Here is a 26,298-nt window from a genome sequence, read left to right as displayed (position 1 = left end):
ATACGGCTACGAACGCGGCTCACAAACGGACCTGCCCGAACCCAGCCCTGGGCTGCCACGTCAGATGAATACAAGCCTGCGGCACTCACCGCATAGCTTCCGCCTGTCATCGTCAGTCCCCGGGGGGGACCATGCGCACCAACACCAGGCACAGAGTCAACCTGCTTGTCGCGATTCTCCTGTTCACCGTGGGAACTGCTGCCATCACCGCCTGCGGCAGTGAGAAGGGCGATGGCCGCGGCATGGAAATCCGCGACGCCGCCACGGCGCCGAAGCGAGAGGCCCGTGCCCGCGAGGTCGCCAAGGCGTGGGACGGCTCCAAGGCCGCAGAGGAGTGGCGTAAGGGCTATTACCCGTTGGGGGAAGCTGTCCAGCTGCCGGAGAACGGCCTGAGCAACGCAGTCGATGAACGCGCCTACCAGACCAAGAACTTCGTCCTGCGCGGCGAGCTACCTGCCGGCCCGCACGGGGATGGGCAGGTGCAATGGAAGAGCGGGGATGCGCTTACCCTGCCGCTTATGGGAGCGCGGCAGGCATACGAGGCCCTGGACCGCGACAGCAGCCCCGGCCCGCACTTGATCGTGACGGGGGCGCGTCTGGGCGAGATGACCCTGGTCACCAACCGCGGACCGGCGACCGTTCCGGCCTGGCTGTTCACACTGGAAGGCTACGACACCCCGCTCAAGCGGGTCGCCGTCAGGCCGTCCAAGCTCCCCGAACCGCCGATCAAGCCGGCCGCAAGTGTTCCCTCCGGTGAGCTGTGGTCGCTCCAACGGCTGGTTGAGATAGCCGGAGACGGAAGGTCCGTCACCGTGGTGGCCAACCACGGATCCTGCGACAACGGCCCTGCCGTGGACGTACTGGAAACGAGTGGCAGCGTAGTACTGTCCGCATCCATCATCGGGGCGGAAACAGGCCCCTGCACCGGCCAGATGAGCGGCAAGAATGTGCCCGTCAAACTGGCCCGGCAGGTCGGCACCCGTATTCTGCTGGACGCGTTCACCGGCCGACCCGTGCCGTACGGGGAGCCGAACGGTCCCTCGCCGAGCTGGAGCTGAACCACGGTCGGAACCGGGCACTCATGAAGGCCAAGATCGCACCCGCCGTGGGCCGGTGACGTCGCGGCGCCGCCATGGCCGCGCGGCGGCCGTGACGGGCCGGTGGGCTACTTGGCCGGGCGAATGCCCAGCGGCTCCGCGATCTCCTCCACCATCACCCGGCCCGCCTCGATCTCCAGGGTGTCGTCGCCCATGGCCTGGTCCGTGTCCAGGCCGTCGAGTTCGGCCAGGGGCTGGTTGAGGCGGACGTGGGCGAGGACCGACTGGAGGGCCCTCAGGGTCGCGGAGGCGGTGGAGCCCCAGTTGGAGAAGTAGGAGAACTGCCACCACCACAGGGCCTCCGTGGTGCGGCCCGCCCGGTAGTGGGCCATGCCGTGGCGCAGGTCGGTGATGACGTCGGTGAGGTCGTCGGAGATACGAGCCGGGACCGGAGCCTTGCGGGGCTCGTAGGGGTCGAAGACCTCCGAGTAGACGTCGATGGGGTCGAGGAGGCGGGCCAGGTTCTCGCGGAGCTCGTCGACGTCCGGCTCGGGGCCCGAGTCGGGCTCGTAGCGCTCGTCCGGCACGATGTCCTCGTGCGCGCCGAGGCGGCCGCCGGCCAGGAGGAGTTGGGAGACCTCCAGGAGCAGGAAGGGAACGGCCGATTCCGGCTCGTCGCCCTTCGCGATCTCCGTGACGGCGACCAGGAAGCTCTCGACCTGGTCCGCGATCTGGACGGCGAAGTCATCCGGGTTCTGGTCGGTCGCGTGCAGCGTGGCGTCAGACATCTAGGAGTCGTCTCCCCTCGAAGGCGCGACCGAGGGTCACCTCGTCCGCGTATTCCAGGTCGCCACCCACCGGGAGGCCGCTGGCCAGGCGGGTGACCTTCAGGCCCATGGGCTTGATCATGCGGGCGAGGTACGTCGCCGTCGCCTCGCCTTCGAGATTCGGGTCCGTGGCGAGGATGAGTTCCGTGACCGTGCCGTCGGCCAGGCGCGCCAGGAGTTCCCTGATCCGCAGGTCGTCCGGCCCCACCCCGTCGATCGGGCTGATCGCGCCGCCCAGGACGTGGTAGCGGCCCCGGAACTCACGGGTGCGCTCGATCGCCACCACGTCCTTCGGTTCCTCGACGACGCAGACGACGGCGGGGTCGCGGCGGGGGTCGCGGCAGATGTTGCACAGCTCTTCCTGCGCGACGTTGCCGCAGGTCGCGCAGAAGCGGACCTTGGCCTTGACCTCCATGAGGGCCTGGGCGAGCCGTCGTACGTCCGTGGGCTCCGCCTGCAGGATGTGGAAGGCGATCCGCTGGGCGCTCTTCGGACCGACGCCGGGCAGCCGCCCCAGCTCGTCGATCAGGTCCTGGACCACGCCTTCGTACAACGGACTGCCTTTCCTGGGTCATCGAGGTCGTTCGCGCCGTACGGCCTTCCCGTACGTACCGTAGTTGTCAGCCGCCTGTCCGAGGAAGGCGGTGAGCGTCTCAGAACGGCAGACCGGGGATGCCGCCGCCGCCCATCCCCTGCGCGAGCGGGCCCAGCTTCTCCTGCTGGAGCGCCTGCGCGTTCTCGTTGGCCGCGTGCACAGCCGCCACGACCAGGTCGGCGAGGGTCTCGGTGTCTTCCGGGTCCACCGCCTTCGGGTCGATCTTGAGGTTGCGCAGCTCTCCGGCGCCGGTGACGGTCGCGGTCACGAGGCCGCCGCCCGCCTGGCCGTCGACCTCCGTCTGCGCCAGTTCCTCCTGCGCCCGCGCCAGGTCCTGTTGCATCTTCTGGGCCTGCTGGAGCAGCTGCTGCATATTGGGCTGGCCACCACCGGGGATCACGATCAGCTCCTTGCTCGGTACGGGTTTTCCCGTTCGGCACGAGCCTACGTGGTCGGGCCTGCCGTCGCCCCAGCACTCTTTCGGGTGAGTTCCGCTCGCGCCCTATAACTGATCAAGGAATACTTCCGGGCGGAAAAGCGGCGAAAGCTACATCTCGCCACCCATTGGGGGGTAGGAAGGATCCGGCGCGTGTGCGTCGTGTGTGTCGCTTGTCACGCAGCGTGGTCAGTAGGGAGTGCCGGGTGGGTCAGCCGGAGATGCAGCCCGAGGGGCCGCCTCAGGACGGACGGGGCGAGGGGGCGGCCCGGCTGCGGCCGGGCGATCTGACCGGGCGGGCCTTTCCGCTCGGGGACTGGGGGGAGCCGGCGGTCCGGCTGGACGAGCTGTACCGGTGGGTGGAGCGCGGGGCGCTGCAGACGGCGGCCTGGTATCTCGAGGACCGGGTGTGGAAGCGGCGGTGCGCGCGGGTGCTGCGCTGTGGGGCCGCGGTGGGGGCGGTCACCGGGGTCGCGCTGCCCCTGCTGGATCTGACCGGGGTCGCGGGCGGGATCGCGCCCTGGGGGTGTCTGGCGCTGCTGCTGGGGGTGGCGTGTGTGGCCGGCGACCGGTACTTCGGGGTGACGTCGGGGTGGATGCGGGATGTGGCTACCGCGCAGGCCGTCCAGCGCCGGTTGCAGGCGCTTCAGTTCGACTGGGCGGCGGAGTGCGTACGGGAGGTTCTGGGGCCGGCGGAGGGGACGGCGAGCGAGGCGGCCGAGCGGTGTCTCGGGGTGTTGCGGAGGTTCTCCGAGGATGTGAGTGAGCTGGTGCGGGGGGAGACGGCGGAGTGGGTGGGGGAGTTTCGGAGCGGGGATGCGCCCGTGGGGTTGCAGGCGGTGGTGTTCTCGGGGGGTGGGCGCGGGGGCGAGGCGGGGGGTTTCCATGGGCGGTTCTCCGTGCCGCCGGGGGGTGGTGCGAGGCCGAACATGCCTCGGCAGCGGCCGCCGGAGCCGCGGTGAGCGGGCGTTGGTTTGCTGAACGCCCGCGGTCAAGCGGGGTCGGGAAACGCCACGGGGCTACGTAGACCAGCCCGGTTTACCGCCCTTACGCCGAAGAACACGTTGTCCTTCGACAGGTCCACCTCGTGGGTCGTCGCGTCGCCCACCGGGATGACGTGGGTCCACTCGGGGGCCGTTGTCTCGCGCCAGACCACCTCGTAGCCGGCCAGGTCGGGCTCCGTGCCCCGGCTCCAGACCAGCTCCGTGGAATTCGTGAGGGTCGACGTGACGATCTTCGCGTCCCTCGGCGTACCGGGGGCCTGGGAGAGGGTCCACAGGGTCGCCGCGTTGACCCGGGCCACCCTCGCGATGAAGCCGAAGTCGCAGAACTCCGGCAGGTCGCCGTACTGCTTGCCCGTGTCGTCGACGCGTACGTCCTGGTGCTGGTGGGCGAAGTCCTCGGCCGGTTCGGTGAAGCGGGCGGCCGGGTAGCCGCGTTCGAGGAACGGGATGTGGTCGCCGCCCCGGCGATAGCGGTCGCGGCGGTAGATCACCCGGACGTGCATGCCGGTCGCGTCGTTGTCGGCCACGTCGCGGACGAAGCGGGCCAGCTGGCGGGTCGCGGAGTCGTTCTCGCCACCCACCGAGCGGCGTATCGCCGCCTGTTCCCCGGTCTCGGAGGACGGGACGCCCTCGGCGAACAGGCGGATCGTGTACGGGTCCCGCGTGCCGTCGTCGGCCGTGGAGCTGCCGACGATGTCGTTGGTGAACATCCCCTGGACGTCCGCCCCGGCGGCCTTGAGCTGCTGCGCCATGTGGCCCGATCCGTACAGGCCCTGCTCCTCCCCCGCCACCGCCGCGAAGACGATCGTCGACGCCGGGCGGCGTCTGGCCATGACCCGGGCCAGTTCCAGGACCACGGCCACGCCCGAGGCGTCGTCGTCCGCGCCGGGTGCGTCGGACGTGGCGTCCATGACGTCCGTGACGCGGGAGTCGTAGTGCCCGGCGACGACGTGGACGCGGTCGGGGGTGACCGAGCCGCGCAGGGTGGCGACGACGTTCGTGATGCGCGTGGGGGCCGGGATGCGCGGGGCAGGTTCCTGGACGTACGACTGGAGCTCCACCGTCATCCGGCCGCCGGACGCGGCGGCGTACGTGCGCAGTTCGGAGAGGAGCCAGTCCCGGGCCGCGCCGATGCCGCGTGCCGGATCGTCCTGGGAGGAGAGGGTGTGGCGGGTGCCGAAGGAGACAAGCTTGCGGACCGTGCGCTCGATGCGGTCCGTGTCGATCTCCCGCAGCAGGGCGCGGAGTTCGCGGGTGGGGCGCTGGGCCGTGGCAGGGGGGCGCCCGGCTTCCGGCTGCGACGCGGCCTCGGCCGTGCCCGCCGCCGCCCCTGCCGCCCCTAACGCCGCCGTCGCGGTCAGGACCGTTCTTCTGCTGGGGCGCATGCGTCCTCCCGGGGCTGGGGTGCCGGCCGACTCCGCAACATGGTTGTGGACACGCCAAGTCTCGGCAAGAGGGTGCGGGGAGAAGCTCGGTCGCCGCCTCCGGTCACTGCCTCGTGTACGTCAGCCTCTCCCCGCTGCTTGAGTTCACGCGCTGGAGCGTGCCGTCCGAAAGGACGGTGATCTCGGTGGCGGCGCCCGGGGTGCAGGCCGTGCGCGGCTGCCCGACGGTCACGGTGGACGGGCCGATCCTCACCGGGCCGCCGGCGTCGGGGGCGTCGGTCAGTTCGCCCTCGAAGACGCAGTGGTAGCTGCCGCCCCCCTTCGTGGGGCCGTCGGCCACGAGGGACAGGACCGTGTCGCCGGGCTCGCCCTGCTGGATGGTCAGCCGGCGGGTGTGCCGGCCGTCGGCGTTGTCGATGGTCGTGGTCCAGGTGCCCAGGTACGCCGTCGGGATCGAGCCGTCCGTCGGAGAGGCGGAGGTGTCCGGCGCCGAGGTCGTCGGGGACGGGCCCGGCGTGGTCGGGGGCGCGCCGGTGCTCTGCGTGGGGGTGGGGTCGCCGCCGGCCCGGCCGCCATCGCCGCCATTCATCAGCGCGTACACGGAGCCGCCCGCTGCCAGCGCGACGACCAGGGCGATCACGACGAGCAGCGCGGTGGAACGGCCGTTTCTTCGCGCCGGCCCCTGGGGACCGTAGGGCGGGGCCATGCCGTAGGGCGGGCTCGTGCCGTACGGCGGCGGGCCGTAGGGCGGGGTGGAGCCGAGGCCGCCGTAGGCGGGGTGGTACGGCGGGGCGGCGCCCGGGGCGCCGGGGTGGGGGTGCTGCTGGGGGTAGCCGTATGCCGGGTACGGGGGCGGAGGTGCCTGCGGGTGGGACGGCGCGCCCGGGGTCTGCTGGGGCGCCGGGGCGGTGCTCGGGCCGACGACCATGGTGGGCAGATGGTTCAGCGCCGGGCCCTCGCCCGGGCGGCCCGGCGGGGGCGGGCCGCCGGGCGCGGCGGGCGCCGTCGCGGGGGCCGGGGGCAACGCGGGGCCCGGGGACGATTCGTCGGCGGCGGGGGCGTGCTCGGGTGTCGGGTCGGGGCCGGGGCTCTCGTCAGGACCGGAACCCCGCTGCTCCACAGGGAGGTCTGGGAGGCCGGCGCCACCGGCCCGCTCCCCTGCGGCCTCCCCTTCCGGATCCTCCGCGTCCAGCAACCGCACCGCGTGCCGCCCGAGTTGGGCGACCAGGGCGCTCGGCAGCCAGGGGTCGAGGGCGCGGCCGTCGGAGACGGTGTCGTCGGCGCCGGTGCGCTCCAGGATGCGGTCGAGGGACGGGCGTGCGGCGGGGTCCTTGCGCAGGCAGTCACGGACCAGGTCGGCGATGCCCTCGGGGACGCCCTCCAGGTCCGGTTCCTCCTGGGCGATGCGGAACATCAGGGCGTGCACGCCGCTGTTGGCGGTGCCGAAGGGCAGGGCGCCGGTGGCAGCGTAGGCGAGGACCGAGCCGAGGCAGAAGATGTCGCACGCGGGGGTGATGCGGTCGCCCCGCACCTGCTCGGGCGCCATGAACCCGGGCGATCCGACGAGCGCGCCGGTGCGGGTGAGCCCGCCGTCCGTCACGGTCTGCAGGGCCCGGGCGATACCGAAGTCGATGACGCGCGGGCCGTCGATGGTGACCAGGACGTTGGACGGCTTGAGGTCGCGGTGGACGATGCCCGCGGCATGGATGTCCTTCAGCGCGTGCGCGAGCCCGGCCGCGAGGATGCGGACCGTCCGCTCGGGCAGGGCGCCGTGGTCGTGTCCGACGACCTGCTGCAGGCTCGGCCCGGCGACGTATCCGGTGGCCACCCACGGCACCGCCGCCTCGGTGTCCGCGTCCAGCACCGGCGCCGTCCAGTACCCGCCGACCCGCCGCGCGGCCTGCACCTCCTGCCGAAACCGCTCGCGGAACTCCTCCTGCGCGGCCAGCTCCTCGCGCACGAGTTTCACGGCGACCGTACGACCCCGCTCCGAGCGGGCCAGATACACGTGCCCCATGCCACCCGCACCGAGCAGCGCCAGCAGCCGGTACGCACCGATGCTCTTGACGCCTGGGGGCACCCCCAGCGGATCCCCGGGCCCCAGCTTCTCCATCGCTCAGCCGCCTTCCCCCCACACGTGAGCAACGGATCGAGAATAGTGCGGGGCCCGGGCGGGGTGACCTGGGCGATGTCTACGGTTCCGTAACAGGCGGGACGGGCAGCCCCTCCTGGTCGAGCACCTTCGACAGCCGTTCCAGCACCCGCACCGCCTCCGCCAGCTCCGCCTCCCCGAACGCCTCGGCCAGCCGGTCGGCGAACGCCGCGTGCCCGGGGCCGATACGGGCGATCGCCGCACGCCCCTCCTCGGTCGGCGCGAGGAGCTTGGCGCGGCGGTGCGCGGGGTTCGGCCGGTACTCGGCGAGCCCGCGCTCCACCAGCAGGTCGGCGATGCGCTGCACGCTCTGCCGCGTGATGCCCATGGCGCGGGCGATGCCGGAGACGGGCAGCGGCTCGCCGAGGACCGCGCCGAGCACCTGCCACCAGGCGGCGGTGAGCCCGGCCGGCCGGGCCAGTTCCTCCGCCACGGCGAGGAACTGGCCGTTCAGCCGGAACACCCCGAGGGCGCTGCGGCTGAGCAGGTCCTGACGCTCCCGGCTCATGCCGCCCCGGCCTTCTCCAGCACGGCGTACGCCGCCGCGTCGGAGTCGTGGAACAGCCGGTACCAGGCGTCGAGCACCTCGCCCTCGTACACACCGAGCAGCCGGAAGATCTCCCGGGCGAAGGCGACGGGCTCGGTCGGGCCGGCGGTGACGAGGTTTCCGTCGGTGACGGCGTCGGCCTCGACGTAGCGCTCGCCGCCCGCGTAGCCGGTCGCGGCCAGGTAGAAGGAGACCGCGCTGGTGTGGGCCCGGTCGTCGAGCAGGCCTTCCCGGGCGAGCCCGGCGGTGGCCCCGCAGATCGCGGCGACCGGCACGCCCGCCACCAGGAACGCCCGGGCCTTGCGGGCGAAGGGTGCCAGGTCGTCGCCCGCGTCCCAGAGGTCGGCGCCCGGGAGGATCAGCAGGGAGCTGTCCTCGGGCCGCACCTCGTCCAGGGCCGTGTCGGGCTGGATGCGCAGTCCGCCGATGCTGGTGACCGGGTCCGTGGACGGGCCGACGGTGCGGATCCGGTGTCCGGCGCGGGCGAGATGGGCCGTGGCGTGGCCCGTCTCCCAGTCGGCGAGGGTGTCGTAGACGGCGAGATGGACGGGCTTGCGGTCTGCGATGGCGTTCATGGCTCCTCCTGAAACCCGAGCTCCCACCCGAAGTAGATATGACAGCATCCTGACATTCAGACAGCACACTGTCAACATCCGACGCCTCACCTGTACAACCTGTCGCGGAATGCCGCCGACGGCAGACAGGCCGCCGATTTCACCGCCCTCTCCCCCGCACCTACGCTCGCCCGCATGACCCCTCAGCCGAACCCCGAAGCCGGTGCCGCCGTCAAGGCCGCCGACCGTGACCATGTGTTCCACTCCTGGTCCGCTCAGGAGCTCATCGACCCGCTCGCCGTCGCCGGGGCGCAGGGGTCGTACTTCTGGGACTACGACGGCCGGCGCTACCTCGACTTCTCCAGCGGGCTCGTCTTCACGAACATCGGCTACCAGCACCCCGAGGTCGTCGCCGCGATCCAGGAGCAGGCGGCGACGATGACGACCTTCGCGCCCGCGTTCGCGGTCGAGGCGCGGTCGCAGGCGGCCCGGCTGATCGCCGAGCGGACCCCGGGCGACCTGAACAAGATCTTCTTCACCAACGGCGGCGCCGACGCCGTCGAGCACGCGATCCGGATGGCCCGGCTGCACACCGGCCGCCCGAAGGTGCTCTCGGCGTACCGCTCGTACCACGGCGGTACGCAGCAGGCCGTCAACCTCACCGGCGACCCGCGCCGCTGGGCCTCCGACAGCGGCACCGCCGGGGTCGTGCACTTCTGGGCGCCCTACCTCTACCGCTCCCGCTTCTACGCGGAGACCGAGGAGCAGGAGTGCGCGCGGGCGCTGGAGCACCTGGAGACCACGATCGCCTTCGAGGGGCCCTCGACCGTCGCGGCGATCATCCTGGAGACGATCCCGGGGACGGCCGGGATCATGGTCCCGCCGCCCGGCTATCTCGCCGGGGTGCGGGAGCTGTGCGACAAGTACGGGATCGTCTTCGTCCTGGACGAGGTCATGGCCGGGTTCGGGCGGACCGGTGAGTGGTTCGCGGCGGACCTGTTCGACGTCACGCCCGACCTGCTGACCTTCGCCAAGGGCGTGAACAGCGGATACGTGCCGCTGGGCGGTGTCGCGATCTCCGGCGCGATCGCGGAGACCTTCGGGAAGCGGCCCTACCCCGGTGGTCTGACGTACTCCGGGCATCCGCTGGCGTGCGCCGCGGCCGTCGCGACGATCAACGTCATGGCCAAGGAGGGCATCGTGGAGAACGCGGCCGGGCTGGGCGCGTCCGTCCTCGGGCCGGAACTGCGTGAGCTGGCCGCGCGGCACCCGAGCGTGGGCGAGGTGCGCGGTGTCGGCATGTTCTGGGCGCTGGAACTGGTCCGGAACCGGCAGACGCGGGAACCGCTGGTGCCCTACAACGCGGCCGGGGAGGCGAACGCGCCGATGGCCGCCTTCGCCGCCGCCGCGAAGGCGGGCGGGCTGTGGCCGTTCGTGAACATGAACCGGACGCATGTGGTGCCGCCCTGCAACATCACCGAGGCGGAGCTGAAGGAGGGGCTCGCGACCCTGGACGCGGCGCTCTCGGTGGCGGACGAATACACGGAGTAAACAGCCGTAATCCCGCCAGCAGCCGACCACAACCCGTCAGTAGCCGACCATCTCGCCCCTCGTTCGAACGCGTAAGGTGGCGTGCCCGTAGACATATACGTGCACGGCCCCCGAACGCGACGAGGGAGACGCTCTGACCATGCCCCGCAGCTCCGGCAACGGCGCCGTGACGCGCAGCACCCTGCGGCAGCAGATCGCCGACGCGCTTCGTGACGAGGTGCTGGCGGGGCGGCTCCAGCCGGGGCAGGAGTTCACGGTCAAGGAGATCGCCGAGCAGTACGGGGTGTCCGCCACGCCGGTCCGGGAGGCGCTGGTCGACCTCTCCGCGCAGGGGCTCCTCGACGCCGACCAGCACCGCGGCTTCCGCGTCCACGAGTACTCGGTCGAGGACTTCCGCGGCATGATCGAGGCCCGCGGCCTGGTCATCGAGGGGATGTTCCTCGCGCTGAGCGAGGGGCATCCCGGCGCCGTGCGGCCCGACGACCCCCGGGCCGCCGCCGTCGTCGCCGGGGTCCGCAGGCGCGGCGAGGAGGCGCAGCGGGCCGCCGCCGCCGGTGATCTCACCGTCCTCATCGGCTACGACCTGCGCTTCTGGCGCGAGCTCGGCGCCTGTTTCGGCAACCCCTACCTCGCCGACTTCCTGAACCGGCTGCGCGTTCAGAGCTGGGTCTGCGCGGTGCAGCACTTGCGTCGGCTCACCGACCTGCGCGGCGAGCTGTGGGCCGGTCACACCGAACTGGTCGACGCCCTGATCGCCCGCGACAACGACACCGCCCGGTCGATCATCGCCGACTACAACGCCCACTCCATCGCCCTGATCGAGCGCCTCGCCTCAGGATGACCTGCGTCGCATGTGTTCGTATGGGTATGGGACATGCACGGCAGGAGCCGCTTCCGTGCCGCACCGATACCCTTCCCTGACCACCGCGCCACCCGACCAACGAGCTGAGCGAGGAGCCTTCTTTGGCCTGTGACCTGTGGCTGGTACCGCTCGTCGACGTGTTGTGCCACACGCCGGACAACCCGTTCGCCGAGGAACTCGCGCAATACAACAAGGTGCTCGCCGAGGCCGGGCTGCCGCCGGTGCCGGTGTACCAGTACATGCCGGGCCTGTCGGGCGACGTCGCCCCGGTCGCGGGCTTCGACTACGACGCGCTGCACTTCCTGCGCCGCGCCTATCTGCTCCAGGTGTGCGGGCTGCCGGTGACGCCCGTGGACGAACTCGGCGGCGACTACGAGCAGTTGCTGGAGATGTTCGAGTCGACGGCCCAGCAGTCGCACCTCGTCTGGCACTACGACCACGCGGGTGCGTACGTCCCCGTCGACTTCCCCAGCCCGCTCGCCGACGACGAGCTCCTCGCGGGCGGCGGTCCGCTGGGCTCCTCCCACGCCCTGCTGCGGGAGCTGGAGCTGGTCGCGCCGGCCATCGGCATCGACCCGGCCAATCCGCCGGCGCCGCCCCAACCGCCGCTCGTGCCCACAGAACTGGAGGAACCCGCGGTCCCGGCCCCCTACGATCCCAGCCCCTTCGCCAGGGAGCGCCACGTCTGGCTCGGCCTGCACGCGGCCGTGACGCGGAGTCTGGCCCAGGGGTCGATGATCGTCTTCAGCTGAGCGTCAGCGCAGCTGGGACAGCCCCTTCTGCAGGTCGTCGCTGTTCATGACCGGGAACACCTCGACCTCGGCGTTGAGGCCGGTGAAGAACGGCTCCAGCGCGGGAGGCATCTGGGAGCTGTCCTGCATGTCGAAGACCATGAAGCAGGTCCTGCGACCGCCCTCGGGGCCGAAGTAGGCCGCCTCCGGCCTGAGCTTCTCCATGGCCTCCTGCATGAGCTGCGGCATCTTGCCGCCCCGGATCGCCTCGTTGCCCTTGTCCGTGTCCAGCGTCGCCTTGAGCATCACGCGCATAGCACTCACTTCCTCTGTCTCATCGGGGTGGTGTCTGTCTCGTCGGGGTGGTGTCTGCTGCGAATCGCAAGCTCAGCGTATGACCCGATTTGCCCTTCAAGCCCCTTGATTGCTCCATCAGGAGCAGACAGCAGAACGTCCCGGCGACCACGAGGGTCGCCGGGACGCAGGGCGTATGCCGCTCGGTCCGGCTACAGGAACGACTTGATCTCGATCGTCTCGTCCCGGCCCGGGCCCACGCCGATCGCGGAGATCGGGGCGCCGGACATCTCCTCCAGCGCCTTGACGTAGCTCTGGGCGTTCTTCGGCAGGTCGGCGAAGGACTTGGCCTTGCTGATGTCCTCGCTCCAGCCCGGCAGCATCTCGTAGACCGGCTTGGCGTGGTGGAAGTCCGTCTGGGAGTACGGAAGCTCCTCGACGCGCCTGCCGTCGATCTCGTACGCCACGCAGACCGGGATCTGTTCCCAGCCGGTGAGGACGTCGAGCTTGGTGAGGAAGAAGTCGGTCAGGCCGTTCACCCGGGTCGCGTAGCGGGCGATCACCGCGTCGAACCAGCCGCAGCGCCGGTCACGGCCGGTGGTGACACCGCGCTCGCCGCCGATGCGGCGCAGGGCCTCGCCGTCCTCGTCGAACAGCTCCGTCGGGAACGGGCCCGCGCCGACGCGGGTCGTGTAGGCCTTGAGGATGCCGATGACCCGGCTGATCTTCGTCGGGCCCACGCCCGCGCCCGTGCAGGCGCCGCCCGCGGTCGGGTTCGAGGAGGTGACGAAGGGATACGTGCCGTGGTCGATGTCGAGGAGCGTGCCCTGGCCGCCCTCGAACAGGACGACCTTGTCCTCCTCCAGCGCCTGGTTGATGACCAGGACGGTGTCGGCGACGTACGGCGCGAGCTTGTCGGCGTAGCCCAGCAGCTCCTCGACGACCTGGTCGACGGCGATCGCGCGCCGGTTGTAGAGCTTGGTGAGGATCTGGTTCTTGACGTCGAGGGCCGCCTCGACCTTCTGCGTGAGGATCGACTCGTCGTACAGGTCCTGCACGCGGATGCCGACGCGGTTGATCTTGTCGGCGTAGGTCGGACCGATACCGCGTCCGGTCGTGCCGATCTTCCGCTTGCCGAGGAAGCGCTCCGTCACCTTGTCGACCGTGACGTTGTACGGCGTGATGATGTGCGCGTTTCCGCTGAGGAGGAGCTTGGAGGTGTCGACACCACGCTCGTTCAGACCGCTCAGCTCGGAGAGCAGGACCGACGGGTCGACGACGACACCGTTACCGATGACCGGCGTGCAGCCGGGGGACAGGATTCCGGAAGGGAGGAGGTGGAGGGCATACTTCTGGTCGCCCACGACCACGGTGTGGCCGGCGTTGTTGCCGCCCTGGTAGCGCACTACATAATCCACCGAGCCACCGAGCAGGTCGGTGGCCTTTCCCTTGCCTTCGTCACCCCACTGAGCACCGAGCAGCACAAGTGCGGGCACGCGCGTACACCCCTTCCGGGCGGGGCATGTCCATGGTCGAGGGCGAACGCGGCGGATCTCCGCCGCGTGCACCGCGACCGCCGTTGGCCGCCAACCGTCGGACCGGATGCCCCGGAATAGACGAAGCCCCTGGCGCAATAGCGCAAGGGGCTCTTGCACAAAGATGCTACCCGAGGAAGCGAGGCATGGCCGAGGTGGCGACTTCCGCGACGTCCGAGCAGCTGCTGGTGGTCATCGACCCGGTCGCCCGTCGGTCCGACGGCGAGTCCGTACGGATCGCGAAAGACGTGCTCGGAGCGGGTGCGGCCGTGAAGCTGTGCCTGCCGGAGGGGCCGGAGGAGTTCGCCCGGGCGCTGGCCCGGCGGGGCTCGCGGCGCCCGGTCGTGGTCGGTGACGACCGGGCCCTGATCCGCGCGGTGTCGCTTTTGCACCGGCATCGGGAGCTGGCCGGATGTGCACTGTCGGTGGTGCCGGTCGGGGACGTGCTGTCCCTCGCCCGGTCGCTGGGGGTGCCGACGGGGACGGTGGCGGCGGCGCGGGCGGTGCTCGACGGGGTCGAGCGGCGGATGGACCTGCTGGTCGACGACAGCGACGGGGTGGTGCTCGGCGCACTGCGGATACCGCCGGTGCAGGCAGGCCCGCAGGCGCCGGACCCCGAGGCCGAGCCGGGCCGCCCCTGGCTGCGGACCTGCCAGTCCCTGGTACGCACCCTGGTCCCGGCCTCCCGCCCGTCGCGGCTCGCCTCCGCTCCCGAGCCCGGCCCCTCCCGGCTGCGGGTCGAGGTCGACGGCGAAACCCTCGTCGACCTGAACCAGCCGGTCGAGGCGGTGTCGGTGTCGCCCTCGGCCTCCGGTGTGGCGTCGGTGGAGGTCCGCCCGGTGTCGGTGGGCGCCGAGGCCTCACCCCTGCTCGCCGAGGGCCGGACGGTGACGGTGTCGGGGGCCCACTTCCGCTACCGGGCGGACACGGTGGTGTCGGGGCCGGTACGGACCCGGACGTGGGTGGTCCGGGAGGGGGCCTGGGGGCTGACGGTGCCGGCCGCGCCGTGAACCGCACCCTCGCGTCATTCCTGCCCGAACGTCTTCTCCCGTTGCACCCGCCAGCGCTCCATCAGCTCCGCGAGTTCGCTCTCCAGGAACTCGAAGAAGGCGAGCGTCTCGGACATGCGGCGGCCGGCCGGGGTGTCGGCGCCGAGGCTGGTGACGCCCTCGCGCAGGGCCGCCTCCCAGCGCTTGAGGACGGCGTCGCGGTTGGTCAGGGCCTCGTACCACTGGTCGCCGTGCACCCGGTAGCGCTCCCGGCGGGAGCCGGGCTCCCGTTCGCGCGAGACCATGTGCGTCTGGGCCAGGTAGCGCACCGCCCCGGACACCGCCGCGGGGCTGATGCGCAGCTGTTCTCCCAGTCCGGCGGAGGTCATCGAGCCCTCGTCCGAGGAGAGGAGAGCGGCGAAGACCCGGGCGGGCATCCGCGGCATCCCGGCCTCGACGAGCTGCGCCGCGAAGGACTCGACGAACCTCGACACGGCCTGCGCGTTCCGGTCCGCCCCGGCTGATTCCCTCATGCGCCCATCCTATCGACGATTTATACGCTTCCTTAACTTCACAAATTTCTGAAGCAGACGTACGTTCTGAAGCATGACGAAGGCCCTCACCGTCTCCGGACTGCACAAGTCCTTCGGGCGGACCCACGCGCTGGACGGGCTCGACCTGGAGGTCGCCTCCGGCGAGGTCCACGGCTTCCTCGGCCCCAACGGCTCGGGCAAGTCCACCACCATCCGGGTCCTGCTCGGCCTGCTGCGCGCCGACTCGGGCGCCGCACAGGTGCTCGGCCACGACCCCTGGTCGGACGCGGTGGAGGTGCACCGCCGTATCGCCTACGTCCCCGGGGACGTGACGCTGTGGCGCAACCTCTCCGGCGGCGAGGTCATCGACCTGTACGGCAGGCTGCGCGGTGGGCTGGACCCCCGGCGCCGCGCGGAGCTGATCGAGCGGTTCGAACTCGACCCGACCAAGAAGGGCCGCACGTACTCCAAGGGCAACCGGCAGAAGGTCGCCCTGGTCGCCGCGTTCGCCTCGGACGTCGACCTGCTGATCCTGGACGAGCCGACCTCGGGCCTGGACCCGCTGATGGAGGAGGTCTTCCAGCGCTGTGTGGCCGAGGAGCGCGACCGGGGCCGCACGATCCTGCTCTCCTCCCACATCCTGAGCGAGGTCGAGGAGCTGTGCGACCGGGTGAGCATCATCCGCAAAGGCCGCACGGTCGAGTCGGGTTCGCTCGCCGACCTGCGCCATCTGACCCGTACGAGCGTGACGGCCGAACTCGCGGCCTCCCCCGACGGGCTGGCGAACCTGCCCGGCGTCCACGACCTCGACGTGCAGGGGCGCCGGGTCCGGCTCCAGGTCGACACCGACGGGCTGGACGCCGTCCTGCGGTCCCTGAGCGAGTCGGGCGTACGGTCGCTGACGTCGACGCCGCCGACGCTGGAGGAACTGTTCCTGCGGCACTACCAGGACGAGGCGGCTACCCGATGACGGCCTTCGCGGTGAGGCCCGGCAGCTCACGCCAGCTGGCCGGGACGGGCACGCTGCTGCGGTTCGCCCTGCGCCGGGACCGGCTGATGATCCCGGTGTGGATCGCGGTGAACGCCCTGATGGTCCTCTCCATGCCGAACACCCTGGAGGGCCTCTACGGCACCCCGGCCGAACGCGCCGACCTGATCCGGCAGATGGAGGCCAACTCCTCGCTGCGCGCGATGGTCGGTCCGGTCTTCGGCGACTCGCTGGGCGCGCTGACGGCCTGGCGGGCCGGCGTCTACGCGGGCGCCCTGGCGGCCGTGACGAGCCTGCTGGTCGTCGTACGGCACACCCGGGACGAGGAGGAGAGCGGCCGTCAGGAGCTGGTGGCGTCCGGGATGGTGGGCCGCCGGGCCTCCCTGACGGCGGCCCTGCTGGCGGCGGTGGTCGCGAACGGGGTGCTGGCGCTGCTGCTGACGGTCGGCCTGGCCGGACAGGGGGCGGCCGGGGCACTGGCCCTGGGCCTCGGCATCGCCGGTGTCGGGATGGTCTTCGCCACGATGGCGGCGATCGTCGCCCAGCTGACGGAGAGCGCGCGGCTGGCCCGTGGTCTGACGGCGGCGGTGCTGGGCGCCGCGTTCGTGCTGCGCGCGGCGGGCGACTCGGCGACGGACGACGGTTCGTCGGTGCTGACCTGGCTGTCGCCGCTGGGCTGGCTGGAGAACCTGCGGCCGTACGCGGACGAACGCTGGTGGGTGCTGGCGCTGCTCGCCGGTGCGGTCCTCCTGCAGGGCGCGGTGGCGTACGGGCTGGCGGGCCGCCGGGACCTCGGCATGAGCTTCCTGCCCACCCGGCCGGGCCCGGCGACCGGCCGCCTGGGCAGTGCGGGCGCGCTGGCCTGGCGGTTGCAGCGGGGCAGCGTGCTGGGCTGGAGCATCGGGTTCCTCCTCGCCGGGGGCGTCTACGGCGGCATGACCGAGGGCGCGGCCGACCTGGTCGGGGACAACGAGAACGCCCGGCGGATCTTCGAGCGGATGGGCGGCCGGTCCGGCCTGACGGACGCGTTCCTGGCGTCGATGGTCGGCATGCTCGGCCTGGTCGCCGCGCTGTACATCGTGGCGTCGGTGCTCCGCCTGCACGGCGAGGAGACCTCCGGCCGGGCTGAACCGGTCCTGGCGAACGCGGTCGGGCGCCTGCGGTGGGCCGCGGGCCACCTGGTGATCGCCTTCGGCGGTTCGGCGCTCATCATGCTCCTGGCCGGCCTGGGCCTGGCCGCCGGCTACGGCAAGGAGACCGGGCCGATCCTGGGGGCGTGCCTGGTGCAGCTGCCGGCGGTGTGGGTGATCGGCGGGGTGGCGGTGCTGCTGCACGGCGTGCTGCCGCGGGGGGCCATGGCGGCGTGGGTGGCCGCCGGGGCGGTGCTGCTGATCGGCTGGGTCGGGCCTGCGCTGGATGTACCGCAGGCGGTGCTGGATCTCTCGCCGTTCGGGCATCTGCCGAAGTTGCCGGGAGGATCCATGGAGTGGGGGCCGGTGGTGGTGCTGACCGCGCTGGCTGTGGTGCTGGTGGCTGCGGGGCTGGCGGGATTGCGGAGGCGGGACATGACGACGTGATCAGTCGGCGTATTGCTTGAGCTCCGCGGTGTCGAGTTCGATGCCGACCGGGTCGGGGAGGGCGACCTTCCCACCGAGTTTGGACATGCGAGTGGTCCGGTAGCCCACCTCCGGGTCCGGGTCCGGGTCACTGTGCACGAGGACCGACAGGTGATCACGGTCGATCAGCGGATAGACGGGGACACCGGCCTCGCCGTACGTCCGGGGCTTCTCCACACGATCGCGGTTGTGGGTGTCCGAGTCGTACGACGTGACCTCGACGGCCATCAGCACGCCGTCGGGGTCGGCCCAGTCGCCCTTTCCGGGTCTCGTCCTCACGCTCGGCGAACTCCGCGATCCGCTCGAACATGGCCACCGACAACTGAGACGACGCGCGCTCTGCCATAACCGTCATGGTGCCTCCCTCCGCAGGCAGGCACCAGCGTGACCGGGCCACCGGCACCGATCACCCGGAATCGCTCAGTGATCATCCGAAACGGGTGATCAGCCCATCTCCACGGCCAGCCCCTCCAGCCCCCTGATCACGAAGTTCGGCTTGCGGACCGGCTCGGCGGCCAGTCGCAGGGTCGGGGCCCGCTCCAGCAACGCCCCCATCGACGCCGCCAGTTCGATGCGGGCCAGCGGTGCGCCGATGCAGTAGTGGATGCCGGCGCTGAAGGAGATGTGGGGGTTGTCCTGGCGGGTCAGGTCCAGGGCGGACGGGGTCTCGAACACCGTCGGGTCATGGTTGGCGGAGCCGAAGAGCAGGGCGACTTCCGCGCCGCGCGGGATCGTCGTGCCGGCGAGTTCGATGTCGTCCAGGACCCAGCGCTCGAAGAGCTGGAGCGGGGTGTCGTAGCGCATCAGTTCCTCCACGGCGGAGGGGATGAGCGTGTGGTCCGCGCGCAGCAGCTCCAGCTGGGCCGGGTTGCGGAACAGGGCGTACCAGCCGTTGACCGTGGAGTTCACCGTCGCCTCGTGACCGGCGTTGAGGAGGAGGACGGCCGTCGAGATCATCTCCTGCTCGGTGAGGCGGTCTCCCTCGTCATGGGCCGCGATCAGGCCCGAGATGAGGTCCTCGCCCGGTTCCTTGCGGCGGGCCGCGATGAGCTCGCGCAGGTAGTCGGAGAACTCCACCGACGCCCTGACCGCCTTCGTCGCCGTCTCCTCGGACGGGTTGAGCTCGTACATCCCGCAGATGTCCGCCGACCAGGGACGCAGCGGGGCCCGGTCGGACTCCGGGATGCCGAGCATCTCGGCGATCACCGCCACCGGGAGGGGCTCGGCTACGTCCTTCAGCAGGTCGCCGCCGCCTTCTTCGACCAGGGCCGAGGCGAGCTCGTCCGCCAGGCCCCGCACGTACGGCTTCAGCCGCTCCACCGTGCGCGGCGTGAACGCCTTCGACACCAGGCGCCGGATCCGGGTGTGGTCCGGCGGCTCCAGGTCGAGCATCCCGTGGTCGTTGAGCGTGTGGAACGGCTCCTGCTCCGGCGGGGGCGCGGTGCGGCCGAACTCCACGTGCGTGAACCGGTGCAGGTACGTCCGGCCCAGGCGCCGGTCCCGCAGCAGCGCCGAGACGTCCGCGTGGTGCGGGACGAGCCACTGGTTCGTGGGCTCGTAGTAGTGCGCGCGGCCCCGGGCACGCAGCTCGGCGTAGGCGGGGTACGGGTCGGCGAGGAACGCCGGGTCCCACGGGTCGAACGCGAGGTCAAAAGCAGCTGCCATGGACGGACGCTAGCCCCACATCCGCCCATCTGACCAGGGGTGTTCCGGCAGGACAGGCAGGGTCAGCCATCCAGACCAAGATCGTTAAGCTGTGCGTGCCGACTGAGCGGCACATGCCTTCGCAAGGAAAGAACTTCATGACACAGCAGCGAGCCGAGTTCCGCACCCGCGTCCCCGCACGACTGGCCGCCTCGGCCGTGCTGGCCCTGTCGCTGACCGCCGGCGCGGTCGCGACCAGCGCCCCGGCCGCCACCGCCGCCGAGATGCCGTGCAAGCCGCGCGTCTACTACTACGTCTACAAGAGCAGTGGCGTGAACTTCCGCACGGGCCCCGGCACCGGCTACAAGTCCAAGGGCATCCTCCACAAGAACGACTGGGGCAAGAAGGTCGGCACCAAGGGCTCCTGGATCAAGCTGAAGCTGGGCCAGAAGTCCAAGAGCGGGCTGGCCAAGGGCACCACCGGCTGGGTCAACAAGTCGTACGTGAGCGACTGCGTGCCGATGCAGCTGGACTGATCCGGCCCGTCGCCCCCGGGCCCGAGGGCCTGCGGGGCGACGTCCCCGGCTAGCCGGGCGTCACCAGCCGCGCCTCGTAGGCGAACACCGCCGCCTGCGTCCGGTCCCTGAGCCCCAGCTTCACCAGGATCCGGCTGACATGCGTCTTGATCGTCGACTCGGCGACCACCAGCCGCTCGGCGATCTCCGCGTTCGACAGGCCCTGTGCGATGAGGACCAGCACCTCCGTCTCCCGGTCGGTGAGGTCGCCGTACGCCGCCTGCGCGGAGGGCATGAGGCGCGGGGTCTCGGAGAGCTTGGAGAACTCGGTGATCAGGCGCCTGGTCACCGAGGGGGCCAGGAGGGCCTCACCGGATGCCACGACCCGCACGCCGTCGGCGAGCTGGCGGGCCGAGGCGTCCTTGAGGAGGAAGCCGGAGGCTCCCGCGCGCAGCGCCTGGTAGACGTACTCGTCGAGGTCGAAGGTGGTGAGCACCAGCACCTTCGCCGCACCGTCGGCGGCGACGATCTCGCGGGTCGCCTCTATGCCGTTCAGCTCGGGCATGCGGATGTCCATCAGCACGACGTCCGGGGCGAGTTCGCGGACCTTCGCGACGGCCTCCCGGCCGTTCACCGCCTCGCCGACGACCTCCATGTCCGGCATTGCGTTCAGCAGGACCGAGAAGCCCTCGCGCACCATCATCTGGTCGTCCGCGATCAGCACGCGAATGGTCATGCGTCATCCTCGTCCGGCAGGGCGACCGGCAGGAACACCGCCACCTCGTAGCCTCCGTCGTCCGTCCGGCCCGCCGTCATCTCGCCGTTCAGCATCGTCACGCGCTCCCGCATGCCCGTGATGCCGTGCCCGGCGCCCGGCGAGGGCTTGATCAGGCCGGGGTTCGGCGGCGGGCCGTTGACTATGCGCAGGCCCAGGCCCCCGAGAACGTATCCGATCTCGACGCGGGCGCTCGCACCCGGCGCGTGCCGCAGGGTGTTGCTCAGGGCCTCCTGCACGATCCGGTACGCCGACAGTTCCACGCCCTGCGGCAGCTCGCGCACCGCGCCGGTCACCACCTTGTCGACACCCAGTCCGGCCTCCCGCACATTGGCCAGCAGCCCTTCCAGGTCGGCGAGCGTGGGCTGCGGGGCGTCCGGGGCCTCGTAGTCCTCGGCGCGGACGACGCCCAGGACGCGGCGCAGCTCGGTCAGGGCCGCCACCGCGTTCTCCCGGATCGTGGCGAAGGCCTTCTCCAGCTCCGGCGGCGGGTTCTCCACCCGGTAGGGCGCGGCCTCCGCCTGGATGGCGACCACCGACATGTGGTGGGCGACCACGTCGTGCAGCTCGCGGGCGATCGTCGTGCGCTCCTCCAGCAGGGTGCGGCGGGAGCGCTCGTGCGCGGTGACCGTCTGCTGGGCGGTGACCTCCTGCTCCGCGTGGCGGCGGATGTGCCAGACGGTGACGCAGAGGAGGATCATGGCCGAGAAGACCAGCATGGGGGCGGAGTTGGTGCCGTACAGGTAGGTCGGGCCGATGCCGCTGTCCGCGATCAGGGCGTACAGCGCCGTCAGGGCCCACATCCACCCGGCCGCACGCGGCCTGGTGCGTATGGCCACGACCGTCAGCACGGTCAGATGGCAGGCGAAGCTGGCGGGGGCCCATGGCCATTCGCCGTTGCTGCCGAGCACGGCGGCCAGCGGCGTGAAGGCCATGGACGCCCAGAACGCTCCGACCGGCCGGATCATGGTCAGCAGGACCGGAAGCACGGTCAGCGGCGCGACCAGCAGCAGCTCGCCATCGGTGTCGACGCTGGAGAGGAATAGGGCGAACAGGGCCGCCATGGCTATCAGTGCGTGCGGCGTCCAGGTCGCGTACTCCCGCAGGCGGCCGGGCAGCCGCCGGATGATCCGCCCGTCGGTGCTCCTGCGCGGCAGCGGCCGGTAGGCGAACGCGTCGTGGATGAGGTCCTGCCGCAGCCCGCGCAGGGAGTCCACGGCCACTCGGTACTCGGGGCTGCGCATCTGGGCCCCGTCCCCCGGCGGCGTGGTCTGCATGTGAGTCGTCTCGGTCACGTACAGAACGGTATGCGCACCCCCGGGTCGCGGTCGTCCCCAGTGAGAGGGGTTCCCCGGCGTCCCTCTCAGGTACTACGGGTCCCCGGGGGCCCGCCCTCAGTACCCCGACGGGCGCACCAGCCCCGACTCGTACGCGAACACCGCCGCCTGTGTCCGGTCCCTCAGGCCCAGCTTCACCAGGATCCGGCCCACGTGGGTCTTCACCGTCTGCTCGGCGACGAACAGGTGCTTGGAGATCTCCGCGTTCGACAGGCCCTGCGCGATCAGGGCGAGCACCTCCGTCTCCCGCTCGGTCAGGTCACCGATCCGCTCCTTGAGCGGGGCGCGGGGCCGGTCGTCCAGCCGGGAGAACTCGGCGATCAGCTTGCGGGTGATGACCGGGGCGAGCAGCGCGTCACCGGCCGCGATCACCCGGACCGCCTCGGCGAGCTGCTCCGACGACGCGTCCTTCAGGAGGAACCCGGAGGCTCCGGCGCGCAGCGCGTCGTACACGTACTCGTCGAGGTCGAAGGTGGTGAGCACCAGCACCCTGATGTCCGGGTTCGCGGTGGTGATGCGCTCGGTGGCCTCGATGCCGCCGATCCCGGGCATGCGGATGTCCATGAGGACGACGTCCGGGGCGGTCTCGGCGGCCTTCGCGACGCCGCCCTCCCCGTCCTTCGCCTCGCCGACGACCTCTATGTCGGGCTGGGTGCCGAGCAGCACGGTGAAGCCCTGCCGGACCATCGCCTGGTCGTCGACGATGAGAACCCGGATGGGTCGGCCGGAGCTGCTCGTCATGGGGTCCCTCCCCGGGGATCGGTGGTGCGGTCGGTGGAACGGGCGGTGCCCGGGGCGTCGGCGGGCGGGGTGTCCGGGAGGAAGGCGGTGACCTTGAAGCCGTCCCAGTGCCACGGGTGCGCCGTCATGGTGCCGCCGAGCATCGCGACCCGCTCCCGCATGCCGAGCAGTCCGTGCCCCGCTCCCGTCGACGGCGGCGCGGGCCCGGTCGGCCGGCCGTTGACGACCTCCACCTCCAGCCCGTCCGGCTGATACGTGAGACGGACCGTGGCTCTCGCACCGGGCGCGTGCCGCAGGACGTTGCTCAACGCCTCCTGCACGATCCGGTACGCGGACAGCTCCACGCCGGGCGGCAGCGGCCGCCGCTCGCCGTTGATCTCGGTGATGACCTCGCGGCCGGCGGCCCGGGTGTTCTCCACAAGTGCGTCCAGCCGGTCGAGATCGGGCTGCGGGGCGTGGCCGGCGGTGTCTCCGTCCGGGCCGGCGGGCTCCCCCGGCCCGGGGTGCTCCGAGCGCAGCACGCCCAGCACCCGGCGCAGCTCGGTCAGCGCCTCCAGCGCGTTCTGCCGGATGCCCGCGAGGTTCTCCTTGAGTTCGTCGGGCGGGTTCTCGACCAGGTGCGGGGCGACCTGCGCCTGGATGGAGATGACGGACATGTGGTGGGCCACCACGTCGTGCAGCTCCCGCGCGATGCGGCTGCGCTCCTCCAGCAGGGTGCGCCGGGTGCGCTCCTCGGCGGTGAGCGTGGTCTGCTCGACGAGCTCCGCGCGGGCCTCTCGGCGGCCGCGCAGGGCGGTGCCGACGACCACGACGACGGCGAACAGGGTGACCGCGAGGACCCCGGTGGGCTGGTACTGGACCCCGGAGACCGTCAGTCCCTCCAGGACCCAGGTGGCCAGCACGGTCACGGCCAGCGCCTCCACGGCGACGCGGGTGGGCACCCGCAGCGCGAGCAGCAACAGGACGAGCAGGTGGGCGATGATCCCGGCCGCGGTCCAGGGCCAGGTGAATGAGTAGTCGGGTTCTATCCGGGCGTACACCGCGACCGCGCCCACCACGGTCGCCACCGTCGACAGCCACCAGGCCGGAACCGGCCGCCACATCGCGAGGAGTACCGCCACGCCCTGCCCGAACGCGAGCAGGAAGGCGTACCCGGCGTTCAGATGGCCGTTGTCGTTGAGCTGGGCCGTGCCACCGAGCGTGATGCCGAAAGCGGCCAGGCACAGCAGACCGTGCGGCAGCCAGCGCAGCCAGGTGGACGGCGGCAACGGGTCCACCCGGGCGGTCCACAGGTCCTCGCGCAGCACCCGCAGCCAGCCCATGACGCGCGCCCGCAGCGCGCCGCCCACCCCCGTGTCCGTCACGCGCCCCAGCCTAGACATGGTGTGCCTTCACCGCTGTCCCCCGGTCGGACGGACGGTGCGCCCGCACCACCCGCGACCGCCTGCCCCGGCCACCGCCCTGCTCGAAGAACCGGAAGGCGGCCCAGCAGACGGCGAGGGCCAGGGCGAACGCGGGCAGCCACAGCAGCCGGGCCCCGACCCAGCCGAGGCTGTCGGGCAGCGTGTGCAGGCCGGGGAGCCGGCCCGCGAGGAGGCCGGTGGCCGTCGTGGCCATCAGGGCCGTCTGGTGCCACAGGAAGACGGTCATCGCGGAGAGGTTGACCAGCGCCACCGCCGCCCACGCCACCGGTCGGCGCATCGCCCGCCGCAGCCGCTCGCGCAGCAGCAGGGCGAGACCGCACTGGGCCAGCCCGAAGGTGACGACGGCCAGCGTCGGCGGGTCCAGGTTGGACATGCCCTCCCCAGGGACCCCGACCATCGACGCCGGATAGCCCGCCCACGCGACGAGCCCCGCGGTCGCCGCCGCACCGCCGGCGACCAGGATCCAGCCCGCGCGGCGGCGCTCCAGCTCGCCCCGGGTCCAGGCCGCCCCCAGTGTGTAGGGCACCAGCCAGCCCGCGGCCACGTTCACCCAGCCCAGCCAGGAGGGGCCGCCGAGGCCGAAGCGCAGCAGGTCCACGTGGAGCACGACGGCCAGCGGCCAGAGCGGGTTCAGCCGGGTCAGCAGCGGGGTCGCCGCCGTCAGGGCCGCGAACACCACGAGGAACCACAGCGGGGACAGGGCCAGCTTCACCAGTGTCCGGACCGTCCCGAACTCGGCGCCCGACAGCAGCAGGGCGAGCGCGGCGACCGTCCACAGGGTGAGGACGGCGGCGACCGGCTTGAACAGCCGGGACAGACGGGCCGTCAGCCAGCGGTGGTAGGGGATGCCACGGGCCCGGGCCGAGGCCAGGCCGCGGGTGGCGACGTGCCCGCCGACCAGGAAGAACACGGCGAGCGTCTGGAACAGCCAGGAGACGGGCGTCAGCCAGGGCATGTGCTGGAGAGGACTCGCCGTGCGCAGGGCGCGGCCGTCGGCGACCAGGGCCGTGACCAGCCAGTGCCCGAGGACGACGCCGAGGACCGCGGCGGCGCGCAGGGCGTCCACGGCCCGGTCGCGGTCGGCCGGGGTGGCCGCACCGACGCGTTGGGCGCCGCGGCGCACTGCATGCCGGACCCCTCGCTCCACATCTCGGACACCTCGTACTCCGACGTCAGTCATGAGTCACCGCCTTGGTCTCGCCCAGGACGATCCGGGTCAGGTTGGTCAGGGAGGTCGAGCCGGGGCTGAAGTAGTCGCTGTGACCGCCGTCGCCGGCCGCGAAGACCCGGGCGCCGAAGGCCGGGGAGACGGGGTCGGTGCCGAAGCCGACGGTGGTGCCGAACAGGTCCGCGCTGACACGCGGGACGTTCTCCACCCAGTCGTCGCCGCCGCGGGCCGCCCAGACGTGGGCGCGGGTGTGCAGGTCGGCCGCGGAGTCCGCGCCCGTGCCGGGGCTGCCGACCAGCGCGATGTCGTCGACGGCGAGCCCGGCGGCGGCCCGGCCGCAGACGACCGAGCCGTACGAGTGGCACAGCAGCGAGATGCGCGGCCCGCCGCCCGTTGTGGCGCGCAGGTCGGTGACGAGCGCGCGCAGGTGCGGGGCCGCCTGCTCCGCCCTGCCGGTCGTCGTGACCGTCGCGCTGACCGTGCCCGGCGTCTCGTAGCCCAGCCAGGCCACGACCGCCGTGCGCGTGCCCGCGGGAGCCTGCCGGGCGAGCTGCCCGTACAGGGCGGCGGCGGCCGCGTGGAACCGGCCGTAGGTGTCGAGGCTCGTGTCGGAGCCGGGGACCAGGACGGCGATGCGGTCGGCGCGGGCGAGGTCGCCCAGGACCTCCGTCACCCGGCCGGAGCCGCGGCCGTCGAACCCGAGGAGACGCCGGGCCGGGGCGGCCAGCGCACGGTCCGTCGCGGCACGGTCCCGGTCCTGGTGGGCGGCGGCCATTCGGGCCGCTTCGGCGGCGTTGGCACGGTTGGCCGCGTACGCCTCGTCGAGCGTCGACGCGCTGAGAGGTGCGAGGGAGGCGGGTGCCGGCGCGGGGATCTCCGGCCGCACCGCCCCGGAGAGAGGGAACACCACCGCGCCGGTGATGAGGGCGGCGAGCGCGGCACGACGCCATCGGCCGCCGCGGCGCCGACCGCCGTCGCCACGGCCGTACTTCGCTGCGAACCCCATGGTCGTCCCCCTCCAGCGCACCCGGCCATCGGGTCTGCGTGGAAGGGAAGTT

The 26,298-nt window shown here is 71.9% G+C and carries 27 protein-coding genes; 9 read left to right on the top strand and 18 right to left on the bottom strand.

Going from position 1 to position 26,298, the window contains the following annotated elements; translation table 11 throughout:
• The first annotated feature begins 131 nt into the window (after nucleotides 1–131).
• Nucleotides 132–1,058, top strand: coding sequence for a hypothetical protein (locus ACIBNA_RS22345; protein WP_399166896.1), 927 nt, complete (start codon nucleotides 132–134; stop codon nucleotides 1,056–1,058).
• Nucleotides 1,059–1,165: 107 nt separating this feature from the next.
• On the opposite strand, the gene ACIBNA_RS22340 is transcribed toward ACIBNA_RS22345, so the two are convergent.
• From ACIBNA_RS22340 to ACIBNA_RS22330, 3 genes are all read right to left on the bottom strand, one after another.
• On the bottom strand, nucleotides 1,166–1,825 hold the full coding sequence (locus ACIBNA_RS22340; RefSeq protein WP_399166895.1) for a DUF5063 domain-containing protein: 660 nt from the start codon (nucleotides 1,823–1,825) through the stop codon (nucleotides 1,166–1,168).
• Nucleotides 1,818–2,417: a recombination mediator RecR gene (recR, locus tag ACIBNA_RS22335; RefSeq protein WP_399166894.1), complete on the bottom strand. Its 600-nt coding sequence runs from the start codon at nucleotides 2,415–2,417 to the stop codon at nucleotides 1,818–1,820. The genes ACIBNA_RS22340 and recR overlap by 8 nt, the downstream gene beginning before the upstream one ends.
• Before the next feature lie 100 nt (nucleotides 2,418–2,517).
• Nucleotides 2,518–2,859, bottom strand: coding sequence for a YbaB/EbfC family nucleoid-associated protein (locus ACIBNA_RS22330; protein WP_399166893.1), 342 nt, complete (start codon nucleotides 2,857–2,859; stop codon nucleotides 2,518–2,520).
• Between the two features lie 242 nt (nucleotides 2,860–3,101).
• On the opposite strand from ACIBNA_RS22330, the gene ACIBNA_RS22325 reads away from it, so the two are divergent.
• Complete coding sequence (locus tag ACIBNA_RS22325) at nucleotides 3,102–3,857, top strand: SLATT domain-containing protein (protein WP_399166892.1); 756 nt, start codon at nucleotides 3,102–3,104, stop codon at nucleotides 3,855–3,857.
• A 29-nt stretch (nucleotides 3,858–3,886) separates the two neighbouring features.
• Here the strand turns inward: ACIBNA_RS22325 and ACIBNA_RS22320 are convergent, their stop codons facing one another.
• From ACIBNA_RS22320 to ACIBNA_RS22305, 4 genes are all read right to left on the bottom strand, one after another.
• Entirely contained in the window at nucleotides 3,887–5,284 is a 1,398-nt protein-coding gene (locus ACIBNA_RS22320; protein ID WP_399166891.1) for a M20/M25/M40 family metallo-hydrolase, read from the bottom strand.
• 103 nt (nucleotides 5,285–5,387) lie between these two features.
• Nucleotides 5,388–7,397, bottom strand: coding sequence for a serine/threonine-protein kinase (locus ACIBNA_RS22315; RefSeq protein ID WP_399166890.1), 2,010 nt, complete (start codon nucleotides 7,395–7,397; stop codon nucleotides 5,388–5,390).
• Nucleotides 7,398–7,476: 79 nt separating this feature from the next.
• Entirely contained in the window at nucleotides 7,477–7,944 is a 468-nt protein-coding gene (locus tag ACIBNA_RS22310; RefSeq protein ID WP_399166889.1) for a MarR family winged helix-turn-helix transcriptional regulator, read from the bottom strand.
• Complete coding sequence (locus ACIBNA_RS22305; protein ID WP_399166888.1) at nucleotides 7,941–8,558, bottom strand: type 1 glutamine amidotransferase family protein; 618 nt, start codon at nucleotides 8,556–8,558, stop codon at nucleotides 7,941–7,943. The genes ACIBNA_RS22310 and ACIBNA_RS22305 overlap by 4 nt, the downstream gene beginning before the upstream one ends.
• A gap of 174 nt (nucleotides 8,559–8,732) precedes the next feature.
• Here ACIBNA_RS22305 and ACIBNA_RS22300 point away from each other — a divergent pair, with 174 nt between their 5' ends.
• From ACIBNA_RS22300 to ACIBNA_RS22290, 3 genes are all read left to right on the top strand, one after another.
• On the top strand, nucleotides 8,733–10,088 hold the full coding sequence (locus ACIBNA_RS22300; RefSeq protein WP_399166887.1) for an aspartate aminotransferase family protein: 1,356 nt from the start codon (nucleotides 8,733–8,735) through the stop codon (nucleotides 10,086–10,088).
• A 139-nt stretch (nucleotides 10,089–10,227) separates the two neighbouring features.
• Entirely contained in the window at nucleotides 10,228–10,929 is a 702-nt protein-coding gene (locus tag ACIBNA_RS22295) for a GntR family transcriptional regulator (RefSeq protein ID WP_399166886.1), read from the top strand.
• 122 nt (nucleotides 10,930–11,051) lie between these two features.
• A complete protein-coding gene (locus tag ACIBNA_RS22290; RefSeq protein WP_274817958.1) occupies nucleotides 11,052–11,702 on the top strand; it encodes a hypothetical protein in 651 nt (216 codons plus the stop codon).
• Nucleotides 11,703–11,705: 3 nt separating this feature from the next.
• Here the strand turns inward: ACIBNA_RS22290 and ACIBNA_RS22285 are convergent, their stop codons facing one another.
• Nucleotides 11,706–11,996, bottom strand: a complete 291-nt coding sequence (locus tag ACIBNA_RS22285) for a DUF3303 family protein (RefSeq protein ID WP_399166885.1) — start codon at nucleotides 11,994–11,996, stop codon at nucleotides 11,706–11,708.
• A gap of 191 nt (nucleotides 11,997–12,187) precedes the next feature.
• The gene (locus ACIBNA_RS22280) at nucleotides 12,188–13,471 is read right to left on the bottom strand and encodes an adenylosuccinate synthase (protein WP_274817956.1); all 1,284 of its coding nucleotides are present in this window, start codon (nucleotides 13,469–13,471) and stop codon (nucleotides 12,188–12,190) included.
• Between the two features lie 185 nt (nucleotides 13,472–13,656).
• Here ACIBNA_RS22280 and ACIBNA_RS22275 point away from each other — a divergent pair, with 185 nt between their 5' ends.
• Entirely contained in the window at nucleotides 13,657–14,520 is an 864-nt protein-coding gene (locus ACIBNA_RS22275) for a diacylglycerol kinase family protein (RefSeq protein WP_399166884.1), read from the top strand.
• Between the two features lie 14 nt (nucleotides 14,521–14,534).
• Here the strand turns inward: ACIBNA_RS22275 and ACIBNA_RS22270 are convergent, their stop codons facing one another.
• Complete coding sequence (locus tag ACIBNA_RS22270) at nucleotides 14,535–15,032, bottom strand: GbsR/MarR family transcriptional regulator (RefSeq protein WP_399166883.1); 498 nt, start codon at nucleotides 15,030–15,032, stop codon at nucleotides 14,535–14,537.
• A gap of 73 nt (nucleotides 15,033–15,105) precedes the next feature.
• On the opposite strand from ACIBNA_RS22270, the gene ACIBNA_RS22265 reads away from it, so the two are divergent.
• Both ACIBNA_RS22265 and ACIBNA_RS22260 read left to right on the top strand, forming a co-directional pair.
• Nucleotides 15,106–16,002 carry an ATP-binding cassette domain-containing protein gene (locus ACIBNA_RS22265; RefSeq protein ID WP_399166882.1) on the top strand — a complete coding sequence of 299 codons (897 nt, stop codon included), beginning with the start codon at nucleotides 15,106–15,108 and terminating at the stop codon, nucleotides 16,000–16,002.
• Complete coding sequence (locus tag ACIBNA_RS22260) at nucleotides 15,999–17,597, top strand: ABC transporter permease (protein WP_399166881.1); 1,599 nt, start codon at nucleotides 15,999–16,001, stop codon at nucleotides 17,595–17,597. The genes ACIBNA_RS22265 and ACIBNA_RS22260 overlap by 4 nt, the downstream gene beginning before the upstream one ends.
• On the opposite strand, the gene ACIBNA_RS22255 is transcribed toward ACIBNA_RS22260, so the two are convergent.
• Complete coding sequence (locus tag ACIBNA_RS22255) at nucleotides 17,598–17,915, bottom strand: Uma2 family endonuclease (protein WP_399166880.1); 318 nt, start codon at nucleotides 17,913–17,915, stop codon at nucleotides 17,598–17,600.
• Between the two features lie 165 nt (nucleotides 17,916–18,080).
• Nucleotides 18,081–19,301 (bottom strand): cytochrome P450, encoded by a 1,221-nt coding sequence (locus tag ACIBNA_RS22250; protein WP_399166879.1) that lies wholly within the window; start codon nucleotides 19,299–19,301, stop codon nucleotides 18,081–18,083.
• A gap of 137 nt (nucleotides 19,302–19,438) precedes the next feature.
• On the opposite strand from ACIBNA_RS22250, the gene ACIBNA_RS22245 reads away from it, so the two are divergent.
• A complete protein-coding gene (locus ACIBNA_RS22245; RefSeq protein WP_399166878.1) occupies nucleotides 19,439–19,816 on the top strand; it encodes an SH3 domain-containing protein in 378 nt (125 codons plus the stop codon).
• A gap of 49 nt (nucleotides 19,817–19,865) precedes the next feature.
• Here the strand turns inward: ACIBNA_RS22245 and ACIBNA_RS22240 are convergent, their stop codons facing one another.
• The 6 genes from ACIBNA_RS22240 to ACIBNA_RS22215 all read right to left on the bottom strand — a co-directional run bounded on the left by ACIBNA_RS22240 (nucleotide 19,866) and on the right by ACIBNA_RS22215 (nucleotide 26,246).
• Nucleotides 19,866–20,531, bottom strand: a complete 666-nt coding sequence (locus ACIBNA_RS22240) for a response regulator (RefSeq protein ID WP_399166877.1) — start codon at nucleotides 20,529–20,531, stop codon at nucleotides 19,866–19,868.
• A complete protein-coding gene (locus ACIBNA_RS22235) occupies nucleotides 20,528–21,865 on the bottom strand; it encodes a sensor histidine kinase (protein ID WP_399166876.1) in 1,338 nt (445 codons plus the stop codon). Before ACIBNA_RS22235 ends, ACIBNA_RS22240 begins: the two co-directional genes overlap by 4 nt.
• Before the next feature lie 99 nt (nucleotides 21,866–21,964).
• Nucleotides 21,965–22,648, bottom strand: coding sequence for a response regulator (locus tag ACIBNA_RS22230; RefSeq protein ID WP_399166875.1), 684 nt, complete (start codon nucleotides 22,646–22,648; stop codon nucleotides 21,965–21,967).
• On the bottom strand, nucleotides 22,645–24,030 hold the full coding sequence (locus ACIBNA_RS22225; RefSeq protein ID WP_399166874.1) for a sensor histidine kinase: 1,386 nt from the start codon (nucleotides 24,028–24,030) through the stop codon (nucleotides 22,645–22,647). The genes ACIBNA_RS22230 and ACIBNA_RS22225 overlap by 4 nt, the downstream gene beginning before the upstream one ends.
• A complete protein-coding gene (locus tag ACIBNA_RS22220) occupies nucleotides 24,023–25,252 on the bottom strand; it encodes an acyltransferase (RefSeq protein WP_399166873.1) in 1,230 nt (409 codons plus the stop codon). Before ACIBNA_RS22220 ends, ACIBNA_RS22225 begins: the two co-directional genes overlap by 8 nt.
• Nucleotides 25,245–26,246 carry an alpha/beta hydrolase gene (locus ACIBNA_RS22215; RefSeq protein ID WP_399166872.1) on the bottom strand — a complete coding sequence of 334 codons (1,002 nt, stop codon included), beginning with the start codon at nucleotides 26,244–26,246 and terminating at the stop codon, nucleotides 25,245–25,247. The genes ACIBNA_RS22220 and ACIBNA_RS22215 overlap by 8 nt, the downstream gene beginning before the upstream one ends.
• Nucleotides 26,247–26,298: the final 52 nt, after the last annotated feature.

The organism is Streptomyces sp. NPDC050164 (assembly GCF_044459945.1).
Taxonomy (GTDB): domain Bacteria; phylum Actinomycetota; class Actinomycetes; order Streptomycetales; family Streptomycetaceae; genus Streptomyces; species Streptomyces coeruleorubidus_A.
This window is presented reverse-complemented; position numbering and strand designations above follow the sequence as displayed.